This window comes from Grimontia indica, from assembly GCF_000333895.2.
Classification (GTDB): Bacteria; Pseudomonadota; Gammaproteobacteria; order Enterobacterales; family Vibrionaceae; genus Enterovibrio; species Enterovibrio indicus.
Window position 1 is genome coordinate 1 of record NZ_ANFM02000088.1, and the last position, 8,949, is coordinate 8,949.

Consider the following 8,949-nt stretch of genomic DNA (forward strand, 5'->3'; position numbering starts at 1 on the left):
AACCCGAAGGTCGTCGGTTCAAATCCGGCTCCCGCAACCACATTCGAAAGCCCAGACTTAGGTCTGGGCTTTTTCATTTCCCAATTCTATGTTTCTCTCCGTTATTATCGTCTAATCGTCTAATCGTCTAATCGTCTAATCGTCTAATCGTCTAATCGTCTAATCGTCTAATCGTCTAATCGTCTAATCGTCTAATCGTATGACGAATATTAATTCGAAAATTATATATTTATATTCAAGACGAAAAAAATATAGAAATATATTTGATTAATAACTGAGCAAATCTGGTTCTAAGTTTCAAGTGATGAGATCTTGAATAAAACCATGTTTAGTTTATCTGTTGATATAAAGATTATTTAGTGGGCTTATTCAGTGTTACTCACTTTTTCTACGATTTTTCTTGATAATTTCTCCTGAAAGTAACCCTGCTTAGTGGTGTGCAGTTAGAGAGTTGCACTGCTTCAATCAGAAATCATGGTGTTACAATCCGCAATTACTTTACAGTCTAGTCAGTCTATTTTTTCATTCATTACGCCTAATTAAGTTTACTTTCTTATTTCTTGCGCTTTACGAGATCACCAGAAATATATTGAAACATTGTTTATTACGGATTTGTTAAATATGAGACATGCTTCGAATGGTGTCTATATGGCGCATGATCTCTAGCTATGAATTGATGTACTACTTCAACAGTACAAAAGTGTGTATTGGTTCCACTTTGGGTGAGCCTAATAACTTTTATAGAAGTCCAATAAATAAAAAATCAGCATTTGATTGGTATTTAGACAATAAATTTGGATTGCAGTACAGGGAAGATAAGTATGCAAAAATTGCAGCTAGGATGCGGCACTACTTTGCTGTTGTTGGCTTCTATTCCAACAACAGCGATGGCAGATACTGACGCTCCAAGTCCGTGGGGAGGCTCAACGAGCATTTACTATAGCCAAAATGGCTATGGTAAAGATGACTATCGTTCTATCCGCTCTATCAACTGGACAGCGACGGCAAAATACAAAATTAGCGATAACTACTCTGGATACTTAACCGGCGGTGGTTACCGAGCGTACGAAGACAAAACAGGAGACTTTTTCACTGATAGCGTTCTGGGTGTATCTCGATCATCACTCTATTCATTTGGTGAGACAGGTAACATTGGCGCATCTTTACAATTTACGATCCCCGCTTCGGAAACATCCAAAAATGATGACCTCAAAACAGCCGCTAGGCTGGGTCTATCTGTTTCCGGTCAGGCAGCAGGATTTAACCTCTCGATCGCGCCGCGATACCGCAAAAATTTTCATCAATACAAAACAACGGTCAATGGAAAGGTGCTCGTAGAGCACGTGGTTTCTGTTGTTTCCAGTGTTGGCTATGGCATAGGTGACGCCTATTTATCAGGCTCAATCATCGGTGGCACTTCGTGGACGTATTCAGGCAATCGTCGTGATTGGACGTACGTCGGTCAACTGAGCGCTAGTTACAAGTTTACTGACTCGTTCTCAGGGGCATTGTCCGCATCTAACTCGGGGGTTTACTTCGATGCAGAGCAAGGCACGCTCGGCAACATTGACCTATTCGACGAGAAGTCGGCCACTTACACAGCCACTTTAACTTATTCATTCTAAAAGGACTTTGGCATGAAGTTTAATAGACTATTTTTGTCTGTTTCCATCACTGCTGCTTTAGCAGGGTGTGGAGCGGATGACCAAGCGTATGACACGCTGGCAAAACCGGAAAGCTTGACCTCTAAATCATCGATCAAAACCGATCAGGTGTACCTGTATATGCCTTCAATGGCGAAGGCTCCCCAATATGCAGTATCAATGGCTCCTTTCATGCAAGGCCAAGAAAAATTGGTCACCTTGTCATTTGAATACAGCAACCAAACCGATGACAAAGGCGATCTACAAGTTCGTATGCTCAGCCCAGATGTTATCAGTCAGGGTGAAATCGATCAGGGTGAATTGGGCCGATGGTTCGATACGCAATCATCTGAGCGTCCGGTTCTAGAGATACCAGTTAAATTCGTTGATTATCAATGTAGAGAAGATAGCTACGGCGACTGTACCAACGTCGAAGAGAAAGTGAACAATGATGAAGTTCCAATCGGAGATCGTCGCTTCATCGTTCCTGAATTTGAAAAAGTGGTAGTTCAAGAAAACTCTTGGAACGACTTGTTCTCCTTCGCCAGCGGATGTTACTCCAAAACAGGTTCGTCAAAACTTGCCACAGATAGTTTGAGTGGCTGGAAAGGTTACGAAGTCACTGAGGATGGCGTTATCAACTTTGAAGTTGAAACAACTTATAAAGTTGCTAACAACTGGCGCTGTATGATCAACGGGCTGGTTCAATCTGGCTTTGATATGAGTGATCTGTCATTTACGGTTTCGAGCTTCTACTCTCTCGTTCCTCTTGATTTGGTTCGCTCAAAAACTTACGAACCAATCGTTTATATGAAGGGTGACGAAGATACATTTGGTTTCTTCGCTAGTGAAGTTGGACGCCCAGATCCTTCATACGTTGGTGGTGAGTTTGACCAAGGGTTTGAATACCTGCATCGCTTCAACCCTGATCTTGAATATGTTGACTATCACCTGTCTGATAGCTTTGACCAAAACGAAGAAACTTTGTTCTTCAAGCGCGTGACACAAGATGTCGTTGATCGCGTTAATCCACAGCTTGAAAAAGTGGGTGCGCCACAAATCCGTTTGCATGAACCTTCAGGCAAGCAGTCCGGTGACCTTCGATACAACGTGGTTAACTTGATCGATGAGCCTTTAGACAACGGTCTGGCGGGCTATGGTCCTTCAGCAGTGAACCCTGTTACTGGTGAAATTGTCCATGCGCATGTGAACCAGTACTCTGGTGTACTTCGCTCTATTTCTTACTGGCTTTGGGATCGTATCGTTGATGATTACAACGCTGGCCGAGTAGAGCAGATTGTTGCGACTACTACTAGCCCAGTGCAAGCACCGGTTATCGCTTCTGCTAATCAGTCTGATGTTGCGGTTTCAATTGTCAGCGAAAAAAGCATTGATGCCGAAGAAATTAATCAATTTGACCTGACAAGCAACTATGAGGAGCCAGCATTAAAAACTGAGTCTTTCCAAGAGTTAATCCTTGCAGTGCAGGAAGAACTTTTGGTTGCTGAAGATGAAGCGACATATGAAGATATGGCGGCTCTGCAAGCGCTAGAAACACGCTTGTGGCAGGAAAACAATATGTACCCTGTGTCTTCACTGCGTTCAGGTGCAACCTTCAAGGCACTTCCGACAACTATTGGTGGCATGACCTTCAATTGGAAGTCTAACGAATTGTGGAACGGCACTGTCGGCGAAGCAGGTAACTTGAAAAAATGGGCAGAGCTTGATGAAGCACAGCAAGAAGAGCTTAGCCTTTTCTTAGTAGGTGTTTTCTACGCCAAGACCCTCGTCCACGAATTTGGTCACAACTTTGGCCTGCGCCACAACTTCAAAGGCAGCAATGATGCTCCAAACTATTTCGATAGTTCGGAATTAGTAGAGCACGGCCTGAAGACGGTTCCTGGTTATTCATCGATCATGGATTACAATCCATCTTTGTTGAACGCGCTGCCAGTATTTGGACCGTATGATCTTGCAGCACTTCGATTTGGCTATAAGCGAGAGGTCGAAGCAGAAAAAGTTTCAGTTGATAATGGCGTCCAAACTAGCGAAAGCGTATTCCTAAACACGTCATCTTATGACCGAGAGTTGCGTAATGCTGTCCTTGACCCATACACGCAGCCAGCTGACTTGGTTAGCGATGGTGTTATCAAAGGGATAGCTGCTGACAATCCATCAACACCATTACGTAGTTACGAGTATTGTACTGATGGCAATGTTAGTTTGAATGATAACTGTAACAGACACGATGAAGGTCGTAACCGTTCGGAAATCATGGACTTTAAACTTGAGAGCTATGATGACCGTTACTACGCACGTACCGTTCGTGGAATGTCAGATAACTTCTCTGAAAGTACTGCGATGTCATATGCGCTTCGCCGTATTACACAGTTCAACGATTGGCGTAATTCGCTCCACATGTATGATCTGTACCAGAACAATGTCTTTATCAACCCACCATCTGATATTCAGATGCTAGGGTTTCCAGTGTCTTTCACAGCGTTCTGTGAAGATGACGCGAATGCGACTCAGTGGCCATTCGCAGCTTACTGTGGTGTCCCTCTAGCGGTAGATAAAGCGCGAGATCAGTTGGTTGATATTCTTTTGACTCCGGATCATACGTGTGAACTGGAAGATGCAACGGGGAATATTTCCTATCGTAAGCTGGCAGATATCATCGGAAACTACTCTGACAGAATGAATTTCCCAGTGAACTACGTTCCTACGTCATGTTATGACGAGACTGTAACAACAACCTTGGGATCAGGCCTCACAGTTGTTGGTGAAGTTGGTAAATATCTCAACAGCGGCAAGGCACCTCGCCCTGCACCTGTAAATAATTACTCAAACTACATTGATTACATCGGTCATTGGCCAGACAAGCTGGCAGCTGCAGCGACTTTGACTGCACGAATTGGCGATCGTCGCTCTACAGAACGATCAACGAAAACGTTGTTAGAATTGCCTGAAGTATATGGATTGGATCAAGGATTCTACCAATTTTATCCGAAGGGCACTCTCCTGTTGGATTCCATTATTTTGGGTACTGAAACACTATACCTGAACTTCAAAGACGAGAATGGTGCTTATCACAAAGCTAAAGGAGACTTCAAAGCATTTAGTTGGGATGAAACTCTTGAGCGTATGCCGCTTTACGGAAGCTTCTCTGTCCGTAAATACTACGGTTTACCTCACTTTGAGGAAACTCCTCTTAACCGAGCGATCCTGAATGCGATGGTGATGAGAGCGGTAGTGGAAAATGTTGATGCAAGAGACACTGCTTTTGCTCGCTCAATTTCTATGCGAAGTGAGCGTCCAACAAGTGATGAAGTTCGTACTTTCGTAAGATCGAACGGGCTAACTTATTTTGCAGATGCTTCAAACACCTACGCTTGGAACATGATTCAGTTTACCAACGAGTTTAAAGCGATGCTTGCAGCTAAAAGTGCTGGAACAGATCTGGCGACGGTCGAAGTAACGACATTCACACTAGAAGAGTTCAATGATCCAGAGAGCTTTGCTAAATTGAGCCACCAATATCAGTACCAGCTGGCTTCTCTTGAAAATCTTCCTGTCTTCGACAGTGTTTGGGATTACTTAGTGAAGAACGCTATTAACTAAACCTAGGTTTCGTATACATTAATTCAAAAGCGTTGGGCGCTAAGTCCAACGCTTTTTTACTTTTTAGTGTACTGTTCAAAGGTAGAAATAATTACAATGTCAAAATACTACCCAGCATTGAACAGGCGATTTATGTCAGGAAACTCTACTTCGATACTCGACCGCACAGATATCGAAATCCTCCGCATTCTCCAATCCAATGGCCGCCTGCCGGTTGTTGAACTCGCTAAGCGGGTAAACCTCACTACCACACCTTGCTCTGAACGGGTAAAACGCCTCGAAAGGGAAGGGTACATCTCTGGGTATCACGCAGATATTTCCGCCGAGAAACTGGGTTTAGACGTGATTGTGTTTATTCATATGCGCCTTGATCAAACCAACCTTTCCATCTTCGATAAGTTCGCCAAATCTGCCATGTTGATTCCCGAGATTGAAGAGTGTTACTCGCTGTCCGGTGACTTCGATGCCATGGTGAAAGTGCGTGTGAAGAACATCAAGGCTTATCAGAAGTTCATGTCGACCCGCATTATTCAACTTCCTGGTGTTATTCAAACTCGTAGTGAAATTGTTATTGCCGAATACAAGCGAAGTGCTGGGATCAATCCTGACCTTATCGCTTTGTCTTGAGAGCGAAACGTTAAGGCAAAGTGAAGGGCTAAAATTGTGCTTCATGGGTAAATAACCTAAAGAAATCGCTTTCAAAGGGTAATGACTTAACTAGAGCTATATATTCTCGCCTCATTTAGGTAACTTTCCCTCGAGACCCTGTCTAAAATTAACCTTATAACAATAATGTTAATAAAATGTTGAGGTGTTTAGATGGTCGCACCCATCCAGAGAGATACGATCAACTCTCAGGCCACTATCCATGCAGCGAAAGCTGTGGTGATGGTGCCACCTATTGATTTCAAATTTAATGTGGAAACCAGCGCAGATAACGAGTTCCAAAAATCTCTGGCTCTGACTGACGCTGAAATTCGTACCAAGGCGCTAAAAGAGTTTTACGGGATGGTCGAACTGTTGCGTTCACATGGTGTGGATGTCACGGTAATGGATTACTCACCGGCTCAGGGCGAGACGCCTGACGCCGTCTTTCCCAATAACTGGTTTTCTACCACTGCTGATGGTGATGTTTACCTCTTTCCAATGGCGTGTGAGAACCGCCGCCGGGAAGTGCGCCCTGAAACCCTGGTAGATGTACTTCGTGAGTCTGGCTTCAACCCTACACAGGTTCTTCAACTCGGGAATCTGGAATCTCCTGAGGCATTTTTAGAAAGCACAGGGGTGATGATCATGGATCATATCAATTCCACTGTGTATGCCGCTTTATCAGTGCGTTGTGACCGCAATTTGCTTCAGCAATATGTCAATCGTGCTGGATTCAAAGAGGTGATTTACTTTGACACGCGAATGTCTTCTGGCTCGCCTGTCTATCACACCAATGTGATGATGGCTGTGGGTGAGGGGTTCGCAGTGATATGCGATGAAATCATTGAAGAATTCGAGCGTCGCAGAGTGTTGAACTCGTTGCAAAAGACGAAAGATGTCGTTTCAATTACCGAAGAGCAAATGGGTCAGTTTTGCGGCAACATCCTCCAACTTCAAAACGACAAAGGCGAGCGACTGATTGCGATGTCACTGTCAGCCTATAATGCGTTTACCTTGGAGCAAAAACGCGTGTTACGTAAACATGGCAAACTGGTTCCAATCGATGTTTCAACCATCGAAACCATTGGTGGCGGCAGTGTAAGGTGCATGTTGGGCGAGAACTTCTTGCCAGCATAATGAATAGAGTTTCCTACAGTAAAGCCGCTTAAAAGCGGCTTTTTTCTTATCTGACAAAGTGCTGCATTGAATTAACACTCCCCTCAAGTTGCAGAACCGGGCATTCGTCTTATTCTTAAGGTATGTCGCAACATCTATAACAAGATACACATCGGGGGCTAGCCCTCGCCTATGGGAGTGAAGCAAATGCCGGAAAGACGATATCGTCTTATCACACGAAGTGACTTCGACGGATTGGTATGTGCGGTGCTGTTAAAACACATCGATTTGATTGATGAGATCAAATTCGTACATCCAAAAGACATGCAGGACGGGGTCGTTGAGATCACCGAGTATGACATCACGACCAACTTACCTTACAACGCAAAAGCACACCTCTGTATCGACCACCATGCTTCTGAGATGATTCGTAACCAGGAGCTTAGCGCCAACCACATCATTGACCCAGATGCACCTTCGGCAGCCCGCGTTGTGTGGAAACACTTTGGCGGCGAAAACACTTTCCCGGACGCCTGGGAAGAAATGATGGAGGAGGTTGATAAGGGTGACTCTGCGCAATATACAAAAGATGAAGTGCTCTATCCGGATGGGTGGGGGTTACTGAACTTCATCATGGACTCCCGAACAGGCCTTGGGCGGTTCAGAGAGTTTCGAATTTCTAACTACGAATTGATGATGGACTTGATTGATTACTGCAAAGATAAACCTATTGCGGAAATCATGGCACTTCCGGATGTGAAGGAGCGCGTGGATCTTTATTTCAATCATCGCGAAAAATTTCAGGAGCAAATCAGGCGCTGTGCATCTGTGTGCGGCAATCTGGTTGTGTTGGACTTACGACGTGAAGACACAATATGGGCGGGGAATCGCTTCGAAATCTATGCCCTTTACCCACAGTGCAATATCTCGGTGCATGTTCTGTGGGGGTTCCAGAAGCAAAACACCGTGTTTGCTTGTGGCAAATCAATCTTTGATAAATCATCACAGACAAATATTGGCGAGCTGATGCTGAAGTATGGCGGTGGTGGCCACGAAAATGCCGGTACCTGTCAGGTGCCAAATGAAATGGCCGCACAGATTGAAGATGAACTCATCGTCCAAATCAACAAAGATGGGTAGCGATAGATGAACGGTGAAGCCCCTCAAAAGAGGGGCTTTCTCTTTAGCCGTCGCTTGGCTCTTTCGGGGATAGTGGTAACCTGTCGAAAGACACGCCTTTCCAACCGGAATGGATGAAGTTGCGAATGTTGAGATGATCTTTACCGCTTGGGTGCGCGAGAACATCCTCTCTGTAATACCTGCCAAAGCACGCTAATACTGCGCGCTCATCCAGGCCATGAAGCTTACCAAATGCAAATATCTTGCATGAACCTGCGTTTTGACCTGCCTTGTTGGTCAAGTCACCATTTATGAATTCGGCTGGTGAGTAATGGTAAAACCGATCGATCACCGAGATGGTGTCTTCAAATTCAACAAGTTCAGGGGTGTTAGATAGCTTGAGTAAGAAATTACTGAGTTGCATGATAGTCCTAACTGCTGATTGCTTAATGAACTGGCTTCTACTGCGAACCTATTCAGCTAGGTATCAGATTATTCGCGTAAAAACCTCGTTAAAGCATTTCCATAACGAAGTGTTTTAACAGGATGATACATTAAAGTGAAGTATCAATGTTGTTTCCTTATTATGTTCGAAAACTTATGGCGGGTTGTCTTTAAAGTAAGGCAAAAGTGAATCTGTTTCACTGTTGCTTTGTAAGATTGCGCTTGCTATGGCATAGATTTAAAGCAGATTGATTTCAAAATCGTCAAACGGACTTTCTCAGCGAAAAAAGGTATTTACAGCTTTCGGAACTGTAGCTAATATTCGCCGCACTTACGGAGAGATGGCTGAGTGGTTGAA

The 8,949-nt window shown here is 44.2% G+C and carries 6 protein-coding genes; 5 read left to right on the plus strand and 1 reads right to left on the minus strand.

Annotation, left to right across the window (positions count from 1 at the left end):
• The first annotated feature begins 821 nt into the window (after positions 1-821).
• The 5 genes from D515_RS24830 to D515_RS24850 all read left to right on the plus strand — a co-directional run bounded on the left by D515_RS24830 (position 822) and on the right by D515_RS24850 (position 8,168).
• Positions 822-1,625 carry a hypothetical protein gene (locus tag D515_RS24830; protein ID WP_002542952.1) on the plus strand — a complete coding sequence of 268 codons (804 nt, stop codon included), beginning with the start codon at positions 822-824 and terminating at the stop codon, positions 1,623-1,625.
• 12 nt (positions 1,626-1,637) lie between these two features.
• Entirely contained in the window at positions 1,638-5,264 is a 3,627-nt protein-coding gene (locus D515_RS24835; protein WP_002542953.1) for a zinc-dependent metalloprotease, read from the plus strand.
• Between the two features lie 132 nt (positions 5,265-5,396).
• Positions 5,397-5,891 carry an Lrp/AsnC family transcriptional regulator gene (locus tag D515_RS24840; RefSeq protein ID WP_002542954.1) on the plus strand — a complete coding sequence of 165 codons (495 nt, stop codon included), beginning with the start codon at positions 5,397-5,399 and terminating at the stop codon, positions 5,889-5,891.
• Between the two features lie 192 nt (positions 5,892-6,083).
• Entirely contained in the window at positions 6,084-7,049 is a 966-nt protein-coding gene (ctlX, locus tag D515_RS24845) for a citrulline utilization hydrolase CtlX (RefSeq protein ID WP_002542955.1), read from the plus strand.
• A gap of 186 nt (positions 7,050-7,235) precedes the next feature.
• A complete protein-coding gene (locus D515_RS24850) occupies positions 7,236-8,168 on the plus strand; it encodes a DHH family phosphoesterase (protein ID WP_002542956.1) in 933 nt (310 codons plus the stop codon).
• A gap of 43 nt (positions 8,169-8,211) precedes the next feature.
• On the opposite strand, the gene D515_RS24855 is transcribed toward D515_RS24850, so the two are convergent.
• Positions 8,212-8,571, minus strand: coding sequence for a HopJ type III effector protein (locus D515_RS24855; protein WP_002542957.1), 360 nt, complete (start codon positions 8,569-8,571; stop codon positions 8,212-8,214).
• Positions 8,572-8,949 lie beyond the last annotated feature (378 nt).

Bases quoted from the DNA above. Each gene is read 5' to 3' on its own strand.
- D515_RS24830 (WP_002542952.1), top strand. From the start codon at position 822: ATGCAAAAATTGCAGCTAGGATGCGGCACTACTTTGCTGTTGTTGGCT.
- ctlX (WP_002542955.1), top strand. From the start codon at position 6,084: ATGGTCGCACCCATCCAGAGAGATACGATCAACTCTCAGGCCACTATC.
- D515_RS24850 (WP_002542956.1), top strand. From the start codon at position 7,236: ATGCCGGAAAGACGATATCGTCTTATCACACGAAGTGACTTCGACGGA.
- D515_RS24855 (WP_002542957.1), bottom strand. From the start codon at position 8,571: ATGCAACTCAGTAATTTCTTACTCAAGCTATCTAACACCCCTGAACTT.
- D515_RS24835 (WP_002542953.1), top strand. From the start codon at position 1,638: ATGAAGTTTAATAGACTATTTTTGTCTGTTTCCATCACTGCTGCTTTA.
- D515_RS24840 (WP_002542954.1), top strand. From the start codon at position 5,397: ATGTCAGGAAACTCTACTTCGATACTCGACCGCACAGATATCGAAATC.